The organism is Fibrobacter sp. UWR4 (genome assembly GCF_003149045.1).
Lineage (GTDB): Bacteria > Fibrobacterota > Fibrobacteria > Fibrobacterales > Fibrobacteraceae > Fibrobacter.
This window is the reverse complement of sequence record NZ_QGDU01000001.1, coordinates 1-19,652: the sequence shown is the minus strand read 5'-3', so window position 1 is coordinate 19,652 and position 19,652 is coordinate 1. Positions and strand designations below refer to the sequence as shown.

Annotated in this window: 17 protein-coding genes; 9 read left to right on the top strand and 8 right to left on the bottom strand. The window is 48.5% G+C overall.

All coding sequences use genetic code 11. The annotated features are described in order from the left end of the window. Window positions 1-29: 29 nt before the first annotated feature. Window positions 30-830, top strand: a complete 801-nt coding sequence (locus BGX12_RS00085) for a phosphatidylcholine/phosphatidylserine synthase (RefSeq protein WP_109734064.1) — start codon at window positions 30-32, stop codon at window positions 828-830. 59 nt (window positions 831-889) lie between these two features. Here BGX12_RS00085 and mpaA read toward each other — a convergent pair whose 3' ends face one another. From mpaA to ruvC, 3 genes are read right to left on the bottom strand one after another with little or no spacing between them, the layout of a single operon-like run. Continuing rightward, a complete protein-coding gene (gene mpaA, locus BGX12_RS00080) occupies window positions 890-1,579 on the bottom strand; it encodes a murein tripeptide amidase MpaA (protein WP_109734063.1) in 690 nt (229 codons plus the stop codon). Window positions 1,580-1,581: 2 nt separating this feature from the next. Further along, complete coding sequence (locus BGX12_RS00075; RefSeq protein ID WP_109734062.1) at window positions 1,582-2,259, bottom strand: M15 family metallopeptidase; 678 nt, start codon at window positions 2,257-2,259, stop codon at window positions 1,582-1,584. After that, entirely contained in the window at window positions 2,256-2,864 is a 609-nt protein-coding gene (gene ruvC, locus BGX12_RS00070; RefSeq protein WP_109734061.1) for a crossover junction endodeoxyribonuclease RuvC, read from the bottom strand. Before ruvC ends, BGX12_RS00075 begins: the two co-directional genes overlap by 4 nt. A gap of 53 nt (window positions 2,865-2,917) precedes the next feature. On the opposite strand from ruvC, the gene BGX12_RS00065 reads away from it, so the two are divergent. The 7 genes from BGX12_RS00065 to BGX12_RS00035 are packed head-to-tail and all read left to right on the top strand — an operon-like array spanning window position 2,918 to window position 11,357. Next, entirely contained in the window at window positions 2,918-4,804 is a 1,887-nt protein-coding gene (locus BGX12_RS00065) for a CHC2 zinc finger domain-containing protein (RefSeq protein ID WP_109734060.1), read from the top strand. Next, window positions 4,804-5,991: a glycosyltransferase gene (locus BGX12_RS00060; protein WP_109734059.1), complete on the top strand. Its 1,188-nt coding sequence runs from the start codon at window positions 4,804-4,806 to the stop codon at window positions 5,989-5,991. The genes BGX12_RS00065 and BGX12_RS00060 overlap by 1 nt, the downstream gene beginning before the upstream one ends. Then, window positions 5,988-6,305, top strand: coding sequence for a Dabb family protein (locus BGX12_RS00055; RefSeq protein ID WP_109734058.1), 318 nt, complete (start codon window positions 5,988-5,990; stop codon window positions 6,303-6,305). Before BGX12_RS00060 ends, BGX12_RS00055 begins: the two co-directional genes overlap by 4 nt. Window positions 6,306-6,343: 38 nt before the next feature. Continuing rightward, window positions 6,344-7,282: a glycosyltransferase gene (locus BGX12_RS00050; protein WP_109734057.1), complete on the top strand. Its 939-nt coding sequence runs from the start codon at window positions 6,344-6,346 to the stop codon at window positions 7,280-7,282. A 38-nt stretch (window positions 7,283-7,320) separates the two neighbouring features. Then, the gene (locus BGX12_RS00045) at window positions 7,321-7,815 is read left to right on the top strand and encodes a hypothetical protein (protein WP_111361534.1); all 495 of its coding nucleotides are present in this window, start codon (window positions 7,321-7,323) and stop codon (window positions 7,813-7,815) included. Window positions 7,816-7,818: 3 nt separating this feature from the next. Further along, window positions 7,819-9,699, top strand: a complete 1,881-nt coding sequence (locus BGX12_RS00040; protein ID WP_109734055.1) for a UbiD family decarboxylase — start codon at window positions 7,819-7,821, stop codon at window positions 9,697-9,699. Between the two features lie 2 nt (window positions 9,700-9,701). After that, window positions 9,702-11,357 (top strand): hypothetical protein, encoded by a 1,656-nt coding sequence (locus BGX12_RS00035; protein WP_109734054.1) that lies wholly within the window; start codon window positions 9,702-9,704, stop codon window positions 11,355-11,357. 14 nt (window positions 11,358-11,371) lie between these two features. Here the strand turns inward: BGX12_RS00035 and BGX12_RS00030 are convergent, their stop codons facing one another. From BGX12_RS00030 to BGX12_RS00015, 4 genes are read right to left on the bottom strand one after another with little or no spacing between them, the layout of a single operon-like run. After that, entirely contained in the window at window positions 11,372-12,970 is a 1,599-nt protein-coding gene (locus tag BGX12_RS00030) for a glycoside hydrolase family 57 protein (protein WP_109734053.1), read from the bottom strand. Between the two features lie 9 nt (window positions 12,971-12,979). Continuing rightward, window positions 12,980-14,164, bottom strand: coding sequence for a DUF4912 domain-containing protein (locus BGX12_RS00025; protein ID WP_109734052.1), 1,185 nt, complete (start codon window positions 14,162-14,164; stop codon window positions 12,980-12,982). A 27-nt stretch (window positions 14,165-14,191) separates the two neighbouring features. After that, complete coding sequence (locus tag BGX12_RS00020) at window positions 14,192-15,424, bottom strand: hypothetical protein (protein ID WP_233246188.1); 1,233 nt, start codon at window positions 15,422-15,424, stop codon at window positions 14,192-14,194. Beyond that, complete coding sequence (locus BGX12_RS00015; protein WP_109734051.1) at window positions 15,424-16,794, bottom strand: hypothetical protein; 1,371 nt, start codon at window positions 16,792-16,794, stop codon at window positions 15,424-15,426. The genes BGX12_RS00020 and BGX12_RS00015 overlap by 1 nt, the downstream gene beginning before the upstream one ends. A 318-nt stretch (window positions 16,795-17,112) precedes the next feature. Here BGX12_RS00015 and thrC point away from each other — a divergent pair, with 318 nt between their 5' ends. Continuing rightward, window positions 17,113-18,453 carry a threonine synthase gene (gene thrC / locus BGX12_RS00010; protein WP_109734050.1) on the top strand — a complete coding sequence of 447 codons (1,341 nt, stop codon included), beginning with the start codon at window positions 17,113-17,115 and terminating at the stop codon, window positions 18,451-18,453. 227 nt (window positions 18,454-18,680) lie between these two features. Here thrC and BGX12_RS00005 read toward each other — a convergent pair whose 3' ends face one another. Further along, window positions 18,681-19,526, bottom strand: a complete 846-nt coding sequence (locus tag BGX12_RS00005) for a hypothetical protein (RefSeq protein WP_109734049.1) — start codon at window positions 19,524-19,526, stop codon at window positions 18,681-18,683. Window positions 19,527-19,652 lie beyond the last annotated feature (126 nt).

Here is a 19,652-nt window from a genome sequence, read left to right as displayed (position 1 = left end):
ACCCCGACATCTAATGATGGAGGTTTATGATGGGAAAGTCCCGTTTTATTTTGCCTAACGCATTCACTAGCATGAATTTCTTGCTGGGCGTTTTCGCTATTTGTTGGGCAACAGGCGCTTTCACTACTTTTACTCAGGCAGACCCTATCCGCATGGGTTCCTATTTCATCGTCCTCTGCGTCCTACTGGACAAACTGGACGGTTTTGCAGCCCGCCTGGTCAACGCAAGCTCCGAATTCGGCGCTCAGTTCGATAGCCTGGCAGATTTGATCGCATTCGGTCTAGCCCCTGCATTCACGGTTTTCTTCTGTTACCGCAGCCTTGCTCCGCAGTGGTTTGGCGAAAACGGCGTCCTGCTGATTGTGGTATTTTCCATTTACGTTCTGTGTGCAGCCATGCGTCTTGCCAAGTACAACGCATGTGACTCCGACACCTACCACCATCACTTCTCTGGTTTGCCCTCCACCTTCGCTGGCGCAATCAACGCTATCCTGATCGTGTTCCTCAAGAGCCATGGCCTTTTTGAAAACACCGATAGCCCCCTGATTTTCCTCCCCCTGATGGTGATGCTGGTTACCGGCCTCCTGATGGTGAGCCCCCTGTTCCTGCCCAAGCTTCAGCCCCGCAAGAGCCAGGCTCTGAATATCTTCCAGATTGTCCTGATTGTGATCACCTATGTGTCCGGCTTCATGTTCGTTTCCCCCAAGGTTCCGTTCATTACCGAATACCTCCTGATCCTCATGGCCAGCTACCTGACTATCGGCTTTAGCCTCGGTCTTGCCAACCGCAAGAAGATTATTGCCGAAGCACAGGAAGAACAGAAGCACTAATTTTCCGTAGATTACTGCTAAACAAAAAATCCGGGTTTACCCCGGATTTTTTTTATTCACTAAACCTGAGTCAGGAAGTCTATGAACGAGGTTCCATAACGATCGAAGAGAGCCTCCAGAGACATTCTAGGAAGTTCCAATGTGACACATTCAAGACGTCGTTCCTTACACCAGGTTCCAAAGCTTCCTGGAGTAGGATATCCTATATCCGGCATCCACGGAAGGTTAAAGGCCTTACATAGGCCATCCACCAGCGGGGTACGAACAGGGGCATCAACACACCCGATGGGAGCATGAATGGACAGGACGCTTTCCGGTTGGAGGGTTTCCACAAGGCGCATCAGGGCTGCCACTTCAGGTTCCGGTCCAGCAGGGTTTCCTGCGGACAAAACCGTGTCCCGAGAAGCCTCAAGAACGGAGCGGGAAAGGACCTCCCCCGCAGTCCAATTGGAAGTCTGGAAATTTCTATTCAAGTCCACCCCATTGGCATTCCCGCGAGTTCCCAGAGTCATACCATCGGGATTGGCACAGAGGACAAAGGCAATATCCTGAAAAGGTTCGCAAAAGGCCCTCAAGCACCGACTTAACAAAAAAGTGGACTCAGGTTCTTCCCCGTGAATGCCAGCAAATACCAGTAGGCGGCACTTCCCTTTACATGGAATGTAACGAAGAGACGAACCCATGACAGATTCACCATATACTTCTAGAGGCAAGTGGAGAATACCTCGAGTTTTTGCATCCAAATTCATAACTAGATAAAGTAGGGGTAAATGAAATCTTTCGCCAGCTGATCCAAGTTGTCCAGCAAGGCGGACTTGCAGGCGATATGGGTTTGCTCGTAAATCTTCTTGAGTCCATCCAGGGAGAAATTCTCCAGATACTTTCTAGATGTAGGCAAATGGGCAATATGCCACTTTTCTGGCTGGATCTTTCCTCGCCCCGGCACAAACACGCGGCTAAAGCCGAAGGATTCCCCTGCATCCATCAGTTCCGTAAGTTTCTGATGGAAGGGAGCGAACATGCCGTCACATTCCGCAGGAGTCAGCTGGACTTCGTATCCGTCGGGACAGGCCTTGCCATCCACCACATCCAGGTCCGTTCCTAGATGGTGGCGGCTAGCCCCAGGTAACGCAGACCAGGTCAGGATGGCATACATCAGCTGTTCTTCATCATCAGGACGTTCCATAGGTTTGCCGGCAGCATCCAGAAGTTTCAGCTGGCCGGAAGCCTTACGATTCCAGATACTTAGCTGTTTTTCAAAATTGCGATAGGCGGATTCCAGCCTTAAGGCAAAGCCATATTGAGCAAGAGATTCCTTCAAGTTGTTAAAGGCAGGAACTACTTCACGGTCTACAATATAGCCGTCAATACAGACAAACTCATCAGAATCTAAAGGACGTAGACCAAAGCAAATATCAGCATTTATCATTGGATGGTTCCTCCCATCTTTTCGATTAAGTCCATCCATTGCCTTGTCGTCGCTTTTTTCTTTCGTGAGGTCAAGGAGACGGTCTTCTTCCCAACTGTCTTTTTAACACTGGCGGAACCCGTTAACGCAATAGATAGAGGAGATGGATTTGCATGAGTCCAGGCAATGGCCAGCGCATCGGAAGCATCCAAAGGCAGGTTTCCCTGGGAAATTCCCAGTCGAGCAAAGATCATGTTTGCCACCTGTTCCTTGGGGGCAGCGCCATTTCCTGTAACAGCTTGTTTTACCACCTTGGGCGGATATTCATTGAAGGTCATCCCGTACTTGCGACAGGACACAAGAACAGCCCCACGAATATGCCCCAGGACCAGGGCACTCTTGGCATTCTTGGCAAAGAACACCCCTTCCATGCTCAACGCATTGGGATGATAACGATCCAGAAGTTTTTCGAGTTCCGTAATAATATGGAGCAGACGGTCTTCTAGAGCATGGTCTGCAGGCGCATGAATTACCCCGTATTCCAGAACTTTCAAGTCGTTTCCGGTCTTGTCCAAAAAAGCATACCCCGTAGTGATTGAACCGGGGTCAATTCCAAGGATGATCATACCTGGAAAATTAAAAAAAATCTAGATTTCTCAAAAGAAAAACGAGGCTTATTATGCTTATCGATCAAGAACACGCTGGTATTATCATGCGGGCAAAGACTCACCCGCGTCAGTTGGGAGTACCTCTTTCACGTTGGGGCAGGAACCTGATTGCCTGCTGTCCGTTCCACTCCCCGGAAGAAACCTCTCTGTTCTTTTATGACGCTCTAGGTTACTGGCGTTACCGTTGCTTGCAGTGCGGTAGCGAAGGTGATTTGATTGAATTCGTGATGCGTAGCCGTTTTAACGGCATGGACGAAGGCGCCGCACGAGTAGAAGCTCTTGACTTCCTGGGCACCCAGGATATCGAAAAGGACAACCAGCCCGATGAACACCCTTGGATCAAGGAACTGGGCGGAGAAAAGACGAAGGTTCTCGAGAACTTCGTCCGTTACTGCCATTGGGCTGCATGCAAGAGTCCGTCCTCTGCAGAATTCCTGGCATCCCGTGGTTGGAGCATCGGCCAGGCACAGCTTTACGGTATTGGTTACTATAGTGGCGATCCAGAACCATTCGTCAGCTACTGCATGCTGAACGGGATCGAACGCCACCAGATCAGTTTCTACCTGGACAACCTGGAAGCCTACCACGAACCGAGAATCACCATTCCCGCTCGCAACTCCAAGGGTTTGATCCATTCCGTCTACGGTCGTCTCATTGACGAAGCCGACGGTCCTAACACCTATATCTCCTTTGCATCCGGTCCTGCAGATATTCCTTTCAACATGCAGCTGGAAAACAGCAAACCCTTGATTGTGGAAGGTTTCTTTGATGCATTGACCGCAGACCTTTCCGGCATTCCGGGTGTCGTTTCCACCTTGTATCAGGAACTGACTTTAAGCCATCTCCTGAAGCTGAAGGCTTGTGGCGCAGAATCCGTTACGGTGGTTCTCCGTCGCGAACAGGATCGCAGAGAACAGGAATTCCGTATCCAGCGTTATCTGAAAATGGCACAGGAACTGAACTTGAAGTTCAAGTCCATCGTGCTACCGAAGGGCGAAACTGTAGACCAGGTTGTCCGTAAGAATGGCGCAGACCAGTTGATTTCCCTGGTGGAACAGACCGAAGTGGACACGGTCCATACTCACCGTCGTTCCATGCTGCTGCAGGACATCAAGGAAAACTTCGATACCGCCATGGGATGTCCTCCAGACGTAAGCGTGGGTTACTCCCTGAATACTTTCCCGAAACTGACTCAGGAAATCGACGGTATTCAGTCCGGCTGCTTCTACGTTTCCTCCAAGCCCTTTGGTCTGAAGACCACCTTGCTTTCTAGCCTGGCATTGGACCTTGTACAAAGCAATCCCAAGCTGAAACTGATTTACGTTGCTTTGGAAACGCCCCGTCGCCAGATTTTCGACCGACTGGTCGCCATGATGATCGGGGAATCCGTCCTGACCGTACGTAAGCAAAACGAAGACGAAGGCATGAACCAGAAGATTCTGGAAGCTACCCGCGAACTCATGGGTTACGTCCGTAGCAACCGTCTGGAAATCTGGGAAGACTCCCCTCTGTTCGACAATACCGAGCTTCTATCCACCTTAAAGGAAGAAGTGAAGGAGCATCGCAACCTGGTCGTCATCATCGACGGTATCGACCATCTAAAGGTTTCTGACCATCCGGAACTGAACGACATTTGCGAGCGCCGAGCCGCAGTCATCCTGGATCTGTACAAGGCTTTGGACATTCCGTTCTTCCTGGGTGGGGAACTGATTGATTCCGAACAGGGTCTAATCGGTCCTCGTGCATACCTTCGCGATTCCGACGCCATTTACTGGCTGGAAGCTAAGGGCGGAAATTTATTCTTAAAGGTGGACTCCAAGCGTCTGGGCAGCAACAACACTTATCAGGGCAACCTGACAATTGACCCGCTGTCCAATAAGATGCAGGAACAACTTTAATGTTTACCGTCGTTGACTTCAACAATTTCTGGAGTCCTTCGGGAGGCGGTGTTCGACGCTACCATCTACAAAAGATGGACTTCTACAAAAAGCAGAAGGATGTTCTTTCTGTTTTTGTGATGCCCGATTCCAAGAACTTTACAGAGAAGGTGAGCGACAGCCTGGTTATCGAGCATGTGGATGCGTACCGTTTCCCAGGCAATTGGGAGTACCGTTTTATCTGGAAGCAATCCCAGATTCGTCCTGTATTGAAAAAATACAAGCCCGATGTGATCGAAGTAGGCTCTCCCTACATTCTTCCTACGGTGGTACGCGCTGCAGCCAAAAAGATTGTGCCCAATGCAGCCCTTCTCAGTTTCTGGCATGCGGACTTCCCCATCACTTATGTGGAAAGACCTGTAGCGAACAAGTTTGGCAAAGCACTTGGAGCGCTCTGCAGAAAGATCGCATTCTGGTATGCCCGTCAGGAATTCAAACGCTACGATGGCGTCCAGGTTTCCTGCAAGGAAGTAATGGACCGTCTAGACCAAAACGGCCTTCCTAAATCCCACTGGATTCCCCTGGGTTGCGACATCCAGATGTTCAATCCCACGAAGCGCGATGAAGAATTAGTGAAGCAGTTGAAGGATGGCAATCCGGATCGTCTGACCATTTTCTTCCCCCACCGTTTCTGCGAAGAAAAAGGCATTGAACTTCTGCTAGGAGCTTACGACATCCTTAGTCAAAAGCTAAACTGCGAGCCGGCCTTGGTACTGGCAGGTACAGGACCTTACCTCCCCCAGGTAAAGGCTGCTGTGGAAAAAAATCCACACATGCAATATGCTGGCTTTATCAAATCAGCGGATGAAATGGCCCGTTACTACTCCAGCGTGGATCTCGGTCTAGCCCTTTCCGGCTGGGAAACCTTCGGTCTCTCCATTCTCGAAAGTATGGCCTGTGGAAACGCCCAGGTGGGAGCCGCAACTGGCGCTGCAGCAGAGCATGTGAAGGAATCCGAAGCAGGCGCTATTTTAAAGGAACGTTCTTCGGAAAGCCTGGCAGAAGCTATTATCGAACTTTATCATTCCGACCTGAAGCAAAAGAAATTGAACGCCCGTGCTTATGCTGAAAAATTCAGCTGGGACGATTGTTTCAAGCGTCAGTTGGATCTTTACAGACAAATTGCAAACCATAAGAGGAAAAAATGATCCGTCATATCGTATATTGGAAGTTGAAGGCCGAAGCAGAAGGAAACACCGCAAAGGTGAACGGCCAGAAGATGGTCGATGCATTCCACGCACTGGAAGGCAAGATTCCCGGTCTCGTAAGCATCGAATCCGGCCTGAACTTCAACAAGGCTGAACTGGGTAACGGCGACATCGAATTCGATATTGCCCTGGACACCACCTTCCGCACCAAGGAAGCACTGGACTTTTACCAGAACCATCCTGAACACCAGGCAATTGTCTCCTTCGTGAAGAAGGTTGTGACCGAACGTCGCGCCGTGGATTTCGAATTCTAATTCATCCACCCTTTTTCACTTCCATCCTGTAGATATCCATGATTCCAAATCGACTCATCTTTATTTGGCTAGGTCCTAAGTTTCCCTGGAGCGGAGGACTTGCCATTCGTTCTGCCTACAACATCCAGAAGCCACAATCCATTTGGCTTGTTCACGAAGGTTTGAAACAGGAAGGCGATGGTTGGGATCTCATTAAGGATATCCCTGGACTGGAAGCCATCCCCGTGACAGGCAGCCACTTTGAAGGCCTTGGAGACGACGGACTCTGCGGGAAACTGTTCCACACATTGACCGCTCCCGCAAGCCGAGCAAACCTGCTCCGCCTTGCATTGCTGTTCAAGTATGGTGGAGTCTATCTGGATACAGACATCATCATGGTGAAGCCTTTTGGCGAAATGATGGAACAGAGAGGCTTTGTGGGTACAGAGCCCGTGGCTCTTCCAGCAAGCCTTTTCAAGAGCATCAATCCCTTCCGTTGGGCTTTCTGCGGGATGCAGTTCGCCTTCCGTGAACTTTGCGCAAGAATGCCTGGTGGCTACAAGTTATTCCGTGCGTTCGAAGGGCTGTTTACCGCAGCCGTAAACAACGCTGTCATTGGAGCGGAACCCGGCAACGAAACCATCATCAAGGCATTTGAATATATCAAGACCATGCCCGAGGAAGAACGTCTCAAACGGTTCCGACTAGGGACTCGCCTCCTGCAGAATGTAACAGGAAACACAAGCAGCGATTCCATGGAAGTGGTTCCTGCCCCTTACTTCTACCCTCTAGGTCCTGAAGTAAGCGCCCACTGGTTCAAGAACGAAACCCACAAGAAGGTAGATAAACTTGTTCTCCCCGAAACCCGAGTGGTTCATTGGTACAATTCCGTAGAAGGTCGTTTTCTCAAGACAAAGTTGTCTAAGGAATGGGTAGACGCAAATCCTGACACAGCATTTGCGGCCCTATCCAAGATTGTTCTAAAAGAACAAGACTAGACCCACTACTGTTCAAACTTTTTCTATATTCTACGCATATGGTACAGTTCAGTCAAACTTCATGGCAGGAATACTCTCTGGCAAACGTGCTGGAGACGCTCCGTTTTGCACCCATGAGCTTGACCATGGTAAAAGATCCCATTGTCTACTACACGCTTCCTAAGTCCTTGGATGCAGGTGAAATCGTTAAGTACACCGTAGTAGCCGGATTCAAAAAAATTTCCTGGACAGGCATTATTGCCGCATCTAGCGAGAACAAGGTCACCGTCCGTCTGGATAAAGGGCCTTTCCGCGGCTTTAACGCAACCCACCAGTTCTCTTCCGAAGGCAATCTGACAGCCTGTAACGACACGTTCTCTTTCCAGGGCTTTAGCGAATTCACCGAAAGCGAATTTGCAAACCTGATGGACAAGGCAGGCATCGTTTATGCGATTGCCGGCAGAAAGGCCGCACGAGAAATCATCCTGGCAGTAGAATCCAAGAAGCAGACTCAAAGCTTCGAAGCATTGGATAACGCCGCTACCGCCGGTTAAACCATGTACAACACCCTTGAACAGGCACTGCTGGACTTAGAAAAAGCAGGTATGCTGAAGCGCGTCCACCAAGAGGTGGATCCCAATCTGGAGATGGCGGAGATTGCACGCCAGGTCTTTGAGGCAAATGGGCCAGCACTCTTGTTCGAGAAGGTAAAGGGAAGCCCCTTCCGTGCCGCTTGCAATATTTTTGGAAGTGAAGATCGTTTAAAGTTTTTGTTCCGTAAAAGCATGAAGAGCACCCAGACAGCGGTTCTCTTCAAGTCCAATCCTGTTGAATTTTTCAAGCATCCCAATCCGCTTAAACTGTTGACCGCCGCCAAGGCAGGCATCTGTTCTCTGCCCCGCAAAAGCGGTTCCATCAGGGATTTTCAGGAATGTAGCCTGCAGGATTTACCGCAGCTGAAAAGCTGGCCTATGGATGGCGGAGCCTTTGTAACGCTTCCTCAGGTGGCAACACGCCCGAGTGAAAAGGCGAGCATCATGACTACCAACGTGGGCATGTACCGAGTCCAGATGTCCGGCAATAGCTACCAGCAGGGCAAGGAATGCGGGCTCCATTACCAGATCAAGCGCGACATCGCAAGGCATCATCGGAAGGCTATTGAAGAAGGCCGCCCCCTGAAAGTCAGTGTCTTTATTGGCGGTCCTCCATCTCATACCGTAGCGGCAGTGATGCCTATGCCCGAGAATCTTTCCGAACTAGTATTCGCAGGAATGCTGGGCGGCCGCAGGTTCAATTACTTTATCCACAATGGATATCTTGTTTCCAGCGATGCGGATTTCTGCATTCTGGGTGAAGTGGGTCCGGAGCTGAAACCGGAAGGCCCATTCGGCGATCACATTGGCTACTATTCCGACAAGCACAACTTTCCGTATATGCGGATCGAAAAAGTTCTTTGCAAGAAGAACGCCATCTATCCTTTTACGGTTGTAGGACGCCCTCCTCAGGAAGATACCCTGTTCGGGAGTTTCATCCATCAGGTTACCAAGCCCATGGTTCCAGCGTCCATCCCGGGATTACATGCTGTTCACGCAGTAGATCCCGCAGGCGTTCATCCCCTCTGTCTAGCTCTTGCTAGCGAACGTTTTCTGCCCTACGCAAAGCCCGAGGATCGCGAGCCTATGGAGCTCCTGAAGACTGCTAACGCACTTCTCGGATTCAACCAGGCAAGTCTCAGCAAGTACCTGCTGATTGCCGCCAAGGAAGACGAAATAGAAACGGGCAAGAAAATCGACGTAAATGACGTACCCGGATTTTTCGCACACATCCTGGAACGTATTGATTTCAAGCGGGATCTTCATTTCCAGACGGCGACAACCATCGACACGCTGGATTATTCCGGCAGTAGCCTGAATCACGGTTCCAAGCTGGTCATGGCTGCCGCAGGCATCAAGCGTCGCAATTTACGACAGGATGTAACAGACCTTCAGTCTTTGCAGCTTCCCGAAGAATTCAAAGTGGGCAACAACACTCCCAAGGTATACATACCTATGGCAGGCGTACTTGTCGTGGAAGGTCCCTCATTTAATGCCGACGAACGCAAAGCCCTGATGGAAAAACTTGCAGGCGCCATCGCCCAATGGAAATTTAAGGACAACTATCCTCTTGTATCTCTCATTGACAGCAGGCCGGTTCTAGACGACACCCTCAAGGGAGACAACCTGAATGATTTTCTCTGGCTTACCTTCACCCGCTCCGATCCAGCCCAGGACATCTTTGGCTTTAACGAGCAAGTAACGAACAAGCACTGGACTGCAGAGGCACCCCTCATTATTGACGCCCGAGTAAAGCCTCACCACCAGAAGGCATTGACCCTTCCTGAAGAAATCAAGGAAAGAGCTCGCAAGATCTTGAGGGAAGAAGGGATCTTAGGAGGTTAGAGATGTCTTTAAAAAATGAATTGTCTCTTTTGGCAATTGCATTAACCATCCTCTTTTGGGTAGGGGAAGTTTCTGCGCGAACCTGCGGAACAGCACACGCGATTCAACAGTTACACGCTGCCCGCGATAACAAATTCGTTTCTAAAAAGCCTGTTGCCAAAAGAGCATACACCCCCTGCCCCTCTTCGGATTACTACGACACTGTTCTTACCCAGAAAACAAACCACTTCCAGATATTCTACACCCTGACAGGCCCCCATCAGACTACAGAAGCATTCGTGGACACCCTGGCAAAAGCCGTCGAATACGCCTACCAGTTCCACACATCCAAAATGGGAATGTTACCACCCTTAGGGAACGACACTTCCTTTCATTATCGCATGGAAGTTTCTGAAGGACTTTATCCAGTTGAAGTGATCGATGTCGATTTGATGAGGGCAACGGACTTGTACCTGGGCGGTTCTTGTCATGGTTGCTATGGCGTAACCATTTCCGAGGACTATTCCAAAGGAAGAACCACGCTTGTCATAGACAACGACTTCCGTTATTCACCCAGTTATAGAAGCACCCTGGACACATTAAACGTCAATGGCAAAAAATGCATTTATGACATCGCCGACCAGGAACTGCAAAACGACGCATTTGGCTACTCCTACGCAGATCGGTGGGAAAACGGGATTCGGGTAACAGCCGTCCACGAACTTTATCATGCAGTGCAGCTGCGCTATCTGGATTTGTCCAAATATTGGACCTTCTGGTTTGAAGCATCCGCTTCTGGCGTTGAAGAAGTTTCCGTTCCTGATATTGACGACTACTTCACCTATCTTCCCACCATGTCCAAGGTTGTAGGCACCCCTCTAGACCAAATGCTTGAAGATTATGGCGCAGGTATTTTCTTCCTGTATTTATACAACCATGTAGCCAAGAATGCAGATAAATTCATCTGGGAAAGTTTTTCAAAAGAACCGAACGAATCTTTTTGGCGAATGCTTCAAGAATATTCACAAAAGAACAAGCTTTCAGCAGATAGTCTCTACCATGATTTCGTGACAAAACTATCCTTCGCAGGAAAACGTTCTTCTCTTCTGGATTCCTCCCTATGGATTAGCACCGATGCAAATCGCTGGCCAGAATTCAAGCACACCTTTATCGAAAGCCAAACGGATTCATTTTTGCCACAAGTAGATATGCATGCCTACAACTTCTATAATGGCGGATATCCTGATATGAGTCTTTTCAAAGGCAGGGCCAGTGCAATTGCATACAAGTCCAATAAATCAGAAATATTTCCCATTAAATCCACAAACGCCGTAGACTTCATTCATAAAGTTTGGAACAGGGATCCTTCCGTGGATTCCATTATCTGGGTTTTCAGTAGAATGAATGACAGCATTCTCCCCACAGTTCCAACAGATCCAACTCTTAGGGCTTATCCGACACCATGGAGAGGTGGAGATCTTTGCTTCACCCCTCTTCCCCAATCAAAGAAATTTATTGAAATCCGAAATCGACGCGGAGATTTAATTACCCGCGAACGCTATAACACCCAAACGTTCTGTATGGATGAGAGTCAGGTAAAAAAATTAATGGTCCCCGGAGTCTACCGTTTCAGAGCAGGTAGCAGCGGAAAGACCAAAGATTTTATCGTGATTTACTAAGCTTAAAAAACGCTTTAAAGCCAGCTAAAGATACTGTTGTTCTTTTCCAATTCCGGAAGAATTGAGTTGGCACTAGGCTTGTCTGAATTTTTCAAGATGGACTTGCAAGCTTCAGCAAACAAGGCATGGCCATTATGGTAATGGTCATCGAGGCGACGCTTTGCATAACCTTCAGCAGAATGATTATGGATCATGAAAGCCCAGTCAGAAGACTGGAACAGCATCAGTTCACGTTCCATCTGCTTAATATAGCGAGTCATCAATGTTGCCGACTTGAGGGATGGATCCATACGGTCCTTCACAGATTTCAGATGCTGAATCATAGCACGCAGACGGTAAGACTGCGGATAATACTGATCCGTTTCACCATTAATCCACACAGAACCGAAACCGCCTTCACCCCAGCTAGAGAACGCAGGTTCATGAGTTTCAGAATCCGCAGAAGCTGTCATTACTTCGTCGGCACCGGCAAACTCAAGGACCGTTGAGGAGGCTGCACGTTCCAGAAGGGATTCAAGGAACAAGGGGCCTTCAAACCACCAGTGGCCAAAAAGTTCTGCATCGTAAGGACAAAGCACGCATGCCTTGTTGCCTTCCATTTTAACCAACAATTCCGAAATCGTGGCTTCACGATTCACCACAAATAAGTGGGCGTGGTCATTTGCCAGGCGCATGGCATTCCAAGGACGATACAGTTCCTTATTCTCACTGCCCGTAATTCGGTAATACTTAAAACCAGAATCGATGGGAGTATCTCCAGAGAAGAAGTACTCGCCTAAATAATCCCTAGGACGTTCCTGGGAAATATCCTTAAAGAATTCACGGTATTCAGGATGGCCCGGATAACCAGTACGGCGGCTCCAGACTTCCATGGAGCTTTTCTGTTCTCGTCCCATGCAGAACAAGCCCTGTTTGGTTCGCATAGGAGTAAAGACTCCATACTTAGGAGTAGGATTGGCTAGCAAGACCCCATGAGTTTCCAGGAAGAAATACGTGAGGCCAAATTCTGCCAGATACTTGTCTAACCCGTTAAAATAGCCGCACTCAGGAAGCCACACTCCCTTGGGTTTACGGCCGAAAGCACGTTCAAAGCAACGAACCGTTACATCCAGCTGCATACGGATAGAATCAGGATCGCTCTGGTATGCAGGAAGGAACGGATGTGTTCCCACACAGGTAAGAAGATTTAGCTTGCCAGCTTTCTCAAGTGCAAGGAATTCCCCAAGAAGGTCATGATTGATTCTGTGTTCCCATGTATCAATCAAAGTTTTCTGACGATCCAGATAGAATCTGGAAAGTGATTCTTGAGGTTTTCCTTCATTCTGACGAACTTCCTTCTCAATCAAGGACATCTGATAACGCAAATGCTCCGAAAACTTTTTCTGGAGACCTTCATCAGACAGCATTTCAATGAGAGGCGCGGAAACGCTTAAATTGAAAACGCCCGGCACACCCTTTTCCAGCAGACGACGCATAGCCTGCACCAATGGCAGGTAGGTTTCCGCAATAGCCTCAAATAACCAGTTCTCTTCAAAGAACCGGTTATGTTCAGGATGATGCACATACGGCAGATGTGCGTGCAACAGGAAAAGGATCTTACCAGGTGCGGTCATACAGTTAGCTTACTCAGTGCGCTTTACTACGATAGGTACGATAGTAGTGGGGAAATCACCGTCCTTATCAGTAGCAAAGACGGGAATCACCTTAGTGACATCCGGCAGGTCTTCTTCAAAGCTGAAGGTACCATCCGGATTCAGCGGGAAATCTTCACCACGAACCTGGAGATGGGCATCCGGACGAGTGCCACCGTACACGATGAGGCGGGTCTTAACCCACAGGAAGAAATCCTTACCATAGTTGACGGAATCCTTTGCTGTTTCAATAGCGTTGCTACCGAGAGCCTGGAGGGCTGCACTGGAGAGAGCGCCAGAGAACATGGATTCAGAAGAGCTACCAAAGTTTCCACCCAGGCTGTTGAGCCAGGATTCAGCTGTCTGGCTGGTAAAGCCAGAGCTCATGAAGTTGCCCAGAGTGTTCCCACCCAGGGAAGCCTTTGCAAAAGCGTCATCGGCTGCAGGAGCTGCGGCATTCTTGTCAAACACTGCTACAGGAGAAGATTCCACAATGGGTTCAAAGCTCTTACCCTGAACGGAACCGAGTACAGCAACCACTGCCTGACCAGCCGTATTTTCCACATACCAGCTACGAGCATCTGCAGGAACTTCAATATCGCGGAACTTCTGCTTTTTCTTGTTGCGCTGAACAGTCAAGTCAGATGCAATATCGAACAAGCGAAGCACCAACTTCTTCTTGCCCTTCTTAGCCTGCTTAATGCGATTTTCAGAAACTTCCCAGAAGGCATGCATCCAGTTAGGATCCTTCTGCATAAGAACCAAGTATTCTGCATCGAAGGACTGTGCAAGAGCGGAAATGGTTTCTTCGGTAGAAACCTTGACTTCCGCTTCCTTAGCCTTAGGAGTTGCCTTTGCTGCAGCAGCCTTAGTGGAGGTCTTTGCTGCGGACTTTGCCTTGGCAGGAGCCTTGGTTGCAGTCTTTGCAGCAGTTTTCTTTGCTGCAGGCTTCTTTTCAGCAGGTTCAGCAACCTTTGCTGCAGCGGCCTTAGGAGCGGACTTTGCGGCGGCCTTAGCCTTAGCAGGAGCCTTCTCCACCTTTTCAGCCTTAGCCTTCACTTCCTTAGCAGGTTTTTCTGCTACAGCAGGCTTTGCCTTTACAGCAGCCTTAGTCGTACCCTTAGCGACTGCGGCTACCTTCTTTTCTTTTATTTCAGTTTCTTTCTTAGCTGCCATTTTCAGCCTCCTTAAAAAATCCTAATCCTATCGACGTTGGCCCCAGGAACCAATCCCTGTGAGACCGATACGGATGGCGAAGAACGCTTCATCCCATTCCTGATTCGTATCAGCAAATCTCATGCCACCCTGTAGAGCCACATCCACGGTCGTTCCCTTACGACCCAAGGGGAATCCAGCACCAATAGAGCCGCCGACTTCATAAACATCCTCGATATACCAATTCCTATACCAGGCACCGGTACGATAGTTAATCTGTTTCCAGTACGGATCGTAGAACAATCCGCTACCATCACACTGGTAGCCCAGAGATACCATAAAGTCACTCTGAGTCTTGGTAACACCGGGCATTTCCCAGCTTCCTGCAATGTTTTCCACATCGCTATCCCAGGAGCGCCAATTCAAATCAAGCATCACATTATGCTTCTTGTTGAAGCGATAGTTAACACCAGTTGCAAACATGGCAGGAATATCAATCAGACGAGTTTCGCGAGTGGTCTCCAGAGAATCCAGTTCACTGATGCGAAGATCGTACTTCAAGTCATTCTTTAAAGTATAGCCCGTTGTATAGGAGAAATAATAGGAAGCGTTCTTACCGCGATACTGAAGGGCTGCGGTATAGTACATGGGATGATCCTTAATCTCCCAAGTACCGCTTACATAATCCGAAAGGGTATAATCCGCGGCACCCCATACATCAATGGAGTCCAATTCGGAAGTATTCCTCCGCAAGGAAATGGATCGATAGTTGCTTCCCAAGACATAATGGCCGGATACACCCAAAGAGAAAGACCTCAAAACCGGCAAGCGAATTGCGTATGTGGGGACAAGTTCATAAACACTACCCGCATATTCCACCTTCATCTTGGATTCGCTATCGGACTCATCATTAATGGAGGATGCGTAGTGTTGCCACAGGGAAAGACCCATTGCGCCAAAGTCACCCATCGGGAAGGACAGGTTAAATGAAGGCAGGGACACACTAGCAGTAGCAAAATCTTCACCATCATCGGACGCCAGATCAGTTTCAATAAGGAAGTTCAAGTTAAACACCACTTTCTTATCAAAAGCAAGACGAGCCGGGTTCAGCACGGAAAGACCTTCTGCATCCCCAGTCTTTGCATTACCGGAAAAGCCTCGGCCTGCAGCAGAAGCCGTTCCACCAAGAACATGTTCTTCGCCTAGAGCGTCTAGGCCAATGGTAGAACCGAAAGACAGACCAGAAACAACGGCAAGAGCACTTAAAATTTTCTTCATCATTAGTCCTCCTCCTTGCTTCTCTTGGATGCAACCCAAATCTTAAGCGTCATGGAATTTTCCAGAATCGAGGAGAAATCATATCGAGCATAGTCGAAATGAGGCAGGAACCTAGGAATGGTATCGTAGGAAGTCTTTCCATCTTCGCCCTTAATTTCGACAATCGTATCCTGATAGGAAGTCATCTTTTCCTGCAGGAACGGATAACCAATACGCATCATAAATTTCACGCTACGGCCATCACGGGCACGATTGATAAAGTCACGTAAGCCATAAGTCAGCTGAACGGACAGGGAATCTCCATCATGGAAAATCAAATTGGGATGACCTTCCTGAACAATCAGGCTATCATTCAGTCGGTAATTTTCCATCTTGCGGACAGCCTTACCAACACTGTCAACATAAGAGCCGACCACAACCTGAATAGGCAGTCCAAATTCCTGATTACCCTTGGAATCATCACGAGCCATCGTCAGCTGAGCCAGAATCACGTACTGACGAACGTCAAACTTTTCATCTTCCGTCACAGGGAAATCATCACCGTAAAAATCAGACAGGGCCTTCAGGATGGGTTCAGGAGGAAGTTCCACCACCAGAGAGTCAAAAACACCACCATGGAGAACCAGGCATTCCTTGCAATCTTCCTCGTTGGCAATCACGTCTGCTAAACGACTGGGAATTCTTCTAGAATAGTAAATGGAATCGCTATCCACATTTTTACGCCAGAAATTCAAATAAGGCGGATAATCCGTATCTTCACCGTAGAAACGGTAAGCCCTTGTGGCATTAGGCAAGGAAAGCTTCAGCTGGACACGGGAGAATCGCTTCAGCTCCCTCAGTTCCGATAGTAACGCATTCGGCAATTCAATAAATACGGTGGAATCCTTTCTTGCAGCAAAATTAGAGAGAGAAATGCTAAAGGTCGTATCGGCAGAAGATGCGTCTTCCCAATCCGCCAATGAAGCATACCACATGGAATCCGTCACTTCACTTAGACTATCCGCAAATTTTTTCTTGGAACTCGTTTCAATCTTCCAGCTCAAAGTCAAATCCAGCTCTTCATCAACATCCAAGGAATCTGAAGGGTAACGCTTGTCACGATAAAGGGACTTCAACAAATTGAAGGACAGATAAGCTCCGGAGGAATCAGATGCGTTCATCTTCTTGATGAAAGTGGTATCCACCTTTATCGCGAAGTCCATAGCCAGTTCATGCTTCAAATTCGAAGCTGTTCCCAAAAGAATACGGGTATCAGAAGCCCTTGGAGTCGTATCCAGGAAGACTTCTGCAGAGGAAGCCTTCAAATCGCTAACAGTAACCGCATGAACCTTGTAGCTCGAGGGGATCCCTTTAGAATCGGCCCAGCTATCCATGCCGGTCTCACTCGTCTCAAACAAGCAAGACGTCAACAGAGACATCAATACAAGCAAAAAACCTAATTTTTTCTTCTTCACTCAGAACTCCCGAGTCTTTTTTGTAAAATTTCCGGCACTAATATAGAAAGTTTAACACAACCAAATTACTTGAAAACACCTTATTTTCGTTATTTAAGCAAGTAAATTAGACTAATCTAACAACATGACATTCGTGTTTCTTACCGTGATTTCATAATAGACTCAATTCAAGATTAGCGCATCCATTTGCGTTTCACTTTTTTCTAACTTTACGCCGTAAAAATTTTAGAGGAAACTATGACCAAGTTTAACGCTCATTTTAGAAACATCAACGGCGACGATACCTACCCGGTAACCGACGTCATTTACCGTTCCAAGGTAGACAATAGCCTTTTGGAAGTGGAACACGACCGCAAGGCCCTGGCCGAACGCAGCCCCGAAGAATGGAAGAAGCTTTTTGCCGAACGCCGCATGAGCTTTGAACCGGCTGACCAGAGCGGTATCTGGAGCAAGCGCGAAATGGTTCTCCCCGACATGCCGGTGGAAGACATCGTCACCATGCGCGAAGGCTGGAGCCCCCTGTTTGACGCAGCCCCCATCGCCAAGGAACTGGGCATCAAGAGCCTCAAGGTTAAGCTTTGCGGCAACTCCCACACCGGTTCCTTCAAGGACCTGGGCATGACCGTTCTGGTAAGCCAGGTGAACCACATCATCAAGAAGAACATTCACCCGATTGACGCCGTCGCTTGCGCTTCTACCGGTGATACTTCTGCAGCCCTTTCCGCTTACTGCGCCAAGGCAGGCATTCCCTCTATCGTGTTCCTGCCCGCCGGCAAGACCAGCGTTGCTCAGCTGATCCAGCCCATCTCCAACGGCAGCATCGTTCTCGCCTTGGACACCGACTTCGACGGTTGCATGAAGATCGTTCAGGAAGTCACCAAGGACAACCGCATTTATCTCGCCAACTCCATGAACAGCCTCCGCGTGGAAGGTCAGAAGACCATCTCTCCGGAAATTTGCCAGGAACTGGGCTGGAAGGTTCCCGACACCGTGATTATTCCGGGCGGCAACCTGGGTAACGTTTCCGCTCTCGCCAAGGGTTTCGAAGACTGCAAGGCCATGGGCCTCATCGACCGCATTCCCCGCATTATCGTAGCCCAGGCCGAAAACGCCAACCCCTTCTACCAGGCCTACGAACGCGGCTTCGACCAGCTGGTTCCCATGCAGGCCAAGAAGACTCTCGCTTCTGCAATCCAGATCGGCAACCCCGTCAGCTACCCCAAGGCAGTTCGCGCTATCCAGAAGACCAACGGCATGGTGGTCAGCGTCTCTGAAGAAGAACTGGCAAATGCAGCACACCGCGGCGACCGCATCGGTCTCTACTGCTGCCCCCACACCGGCGTGGCCCTTGGCGCTCTTGAAAAGCTCTGCGCTGCAGGCAAGATCGACAAGGACGAAGACGTGGTGGTCATCAGCACAGCTCACGGCCTGAAGTTCACCGAATTCAAGGTGGGCTACCACGAACAGAAGCTTGAAGGCATCCAGAGCAAGTACGCCAACCCCATCTTCAAGGCTCCCGCCGAAATCGGCCCCGTCATGGATATCCTGAAGAAAGAAATGGCTGCAAGAAAGCGCTAGTTTTCGAAAGCCATTGGCGCGGTCGAAGGTCGCGCAAATGCTTTTAAGAAAGCGCTAAAAATCGCGAGAGTCCCTCACTGGACGTCATTCCCGCGAAGGCGGAAATCTAGCATCAAAACTTAAAAGACCTCGACTCGCAAGAACCGAGGTCTCTTTTTTAGCGCATATTCTCCATGAATAAGCGCCAAGTTGTATCGAGAGAACCTCCATTGGTTCTTCTCATTTTATCACTCCTTTGGCAAGCAATTCAACTTACGCTTTTCATAATTTACAGAGAACAAATAATTGCCAGCATACAAAAAGGAATTTTTATAAACTATACCAGGAGCATAGTTTAAAGGCAAACAATCTATTTCCGTATTCCACAAAGAATCTGTTACGCCAAGTTCAGTCCTAAAAAAGTATCCAGCCAAAGATCTTTCATAGTAAGAAATAATAGTATCCTTCTCAAGTAATCCTACACAATACTTAACACCTTCGTGCATCCACAAATCAGAACAGCCTTCTGCAAATTCATCCAGCTTTTTAAATCCAGTAATTTCTTTATTCTCAACATCAACAATAGCATACGCACATTCAGCATTTCCACCCACAAGTCGCCATTTTCCTTCACCCCACGGACGAATGGCCTTAACATTCTCGTTTGCATAGCATCCAGACCACAGAAAAGCGCCTAATTTTTCGTACCCTTTACCTAGAGTCCATTTATAAAACTTGCTATTCTTCTTATTGAACTCCACAATCGTAGAATCGTCAACCAAGTCATAGACATCTACAACGTACTTATCGTCAATTTTGCTGCTTTTCCAAACATTTTCCCCTGTGTAGAAATTGTTCACAACAATTCGAGTTCCTTTTTCCCGGGTAGAACAATCCGCGCCAAGAGGCTTATGTTCGCAGGTCTCCTCCTTTTTTTCAACCACATACACAGCAAGAGAATCACCTGAATAGCCAATCAAACGAGGCCAAGACACATCTTCGACATCTTCTCTCCAACAACCCCACATGCCTACGCAAGCAAGTGCAACCAAAGCGAAGACAACCGTCTTTACGAAATTAAATTCTCTAAACATGCAACAACTCTTCAATCACAAATATACTTATGAGGCATCATCAACATGTGTGGAAGCATTTAGGCAGCCTTGCTAGATGATTCTCTCGATTCCGATTCCCATTCGTAGGCTATCTTTACATCTACA

Bases quoted from the DNA above. Each gene is read 5' to 3' on its own strand.
- BGX12_RS00085 (WP_109734064.1), top strand. From the start codon at position 30: ATGGGAAAGTCCCGTTTTATTTTGCCTAACGCATTCACTAGCATGAAT.
- mpaA (WP_109734063.1), bottom strand. From the start codon at position 1,579: ATGAATTTGGATGCAAAAACTCGAGGTATTCTCCACTTGCCTCTAGAA.
- BGX12_RS00075 (WP_109734062.1), bottom strand. From the start codon at position 2,259: ATGATAAATGCTGATATTTGCTTTGGTCTACGTCCTTTAGATTCTGAT.
- ruvC (WP_109734061.1), bottom strand. From the start codon at position 2,864: ATGATCATCCTTGGAATTGACCCCGGTTCAATCACTACGGGGTATGCT.
- BGX12_RS00065 (WP_109734060.1), top strand. From the start codon at position 2,918: ATGCTTATCGATCAAGAACACGCTGGTATTATCATGCGGGCAAAGACT.
- BGX12_RS00060 (WP_109734059.1), top strand. From the start codon at position 4,804: ATGTTTACCGTCGTTGACTTCAACAATTTCTGGAGTCCTTCGGGAGGC.
- BGX12_RS00055 (WP_109734058.1), top strand. From the start codon at position 5,988: ATGATCCGTCATATCGTATATTGGAAGTTGAAGGCCGAAGCAGAAGGA.
- BGX12_RS00050 (WP_109734057.1), top strand. From the start codon at position 6,344: ATGATTCCAAATCGACTCATCTTTATTTGGCTAGGTCCTAAGTTTCCC.
- BGX12_RS00045 (WP_111361534.1), top strand. From the start codon at position 7,321: ATGGTACAGTTCAGTCAAACTTCATGGCAGGAATACTCTCTGGCAAAC.
- BGX12_RS00040 (WP_109734055.1), top strand. From the start codon at position 7,819: ATGTACAACACCCTTGAACAGGCACTGCTGGACTTAGAAAAAGCAGGT.
- BGX12_RS00035 (WP_109734054.1), top strand. From the start codon at position 9,702: ATGTCTTTAAAAAATGAATTGTCTCTTTTGGCAATTGCATTAACCATC.
- BGX12_RS00030 (WP_109734053.1), bottom strand. From the start codon at position 12,970: ATGACCGCACCTGGTAAGATCCTTTTCCTGTTGCACGCACATCTGCCG.
- BGX12_RS00025 (WP_109734052.1), bottom strand. From the start codon at position 14,164: ATGGCAGCTAAGAAAGAAACTGAAATAAAAGAAAAGAAGGTAGCCGCA.
- BGX12_RS00020 (WP_233246188.1), bottom strand. From the start codon at position 15,424: ATGATGAAGAAAATTTTAAGTGCTCTTGCCGTTGTTTCTGGTCTGTCT.
- BGX12_RS00015 (WP_109734051.1), bottom strand. From the start codon at position 16,794: ATGGATAGCTGGGCCGATTCTAAAGGGATCCCCTCGAGCTACAAGGTT.
- thrC (WP_109734050.1), top strand. From the start codon at position 17,113: ATGACCAAGTTTAACGCTCATTTTAGAAACATCAACGGCGACGATACC.
- BGX12_RS00005 (WP_109734049.1), bottom strand. From the start codon at position 19,526: ATGTTTAGAGAATTTAATTTCGTAAAGACGGTTGTCTTCGCTTTGGTT.